This window comes from Ulvibacter sp. 2210JD10-4, assembly GCF_058148525.1.
Genome location: NZ_JBYVJZ010000102.1, coordinates 1 through 237, shown reverse-complemented (window position 1 = coordinate 237; position 237 = coordinate 1). Strand labels below are relative to the sequence as shown.

Annotated in this window: 1 protein-coding gene; it reads right to left on the bottom strand. The window is 41.4% G+C overall.

The annotated features are described in order from the left end of the window. On the bottom strand, positions 1 to 237 hold a 237-nt coding region (locus tag ACY2RT_RS15650), incomplete at both ends, for an aminotransferase class III-fold pyridoxal phosphate-dependent enzyme (protein ID WP_490156834.1).

The window sequence follows — 237 nt, the reverse complement described above, 5'->3', positions numbered from 1 at the left end:
TACAAAACGGATCTTCTGAATATTAGGCACCATATCTACAGCCAGATATGCTATGGTCGTTTCAATTTCAGTAGGCATTCCAAAAAAAGTTCCTTTTCGGGCTTTTTCAATTACAGCATTTACAACAGCGTCGTGCGCATGCCCCAGGATCATTGGCCCCAAGGACGCTATATAATCTATCAGCTTCTTTCCATCTGCATCAAACAGATAGGCTCCTTCAGCCTTTTCAACAAAAAT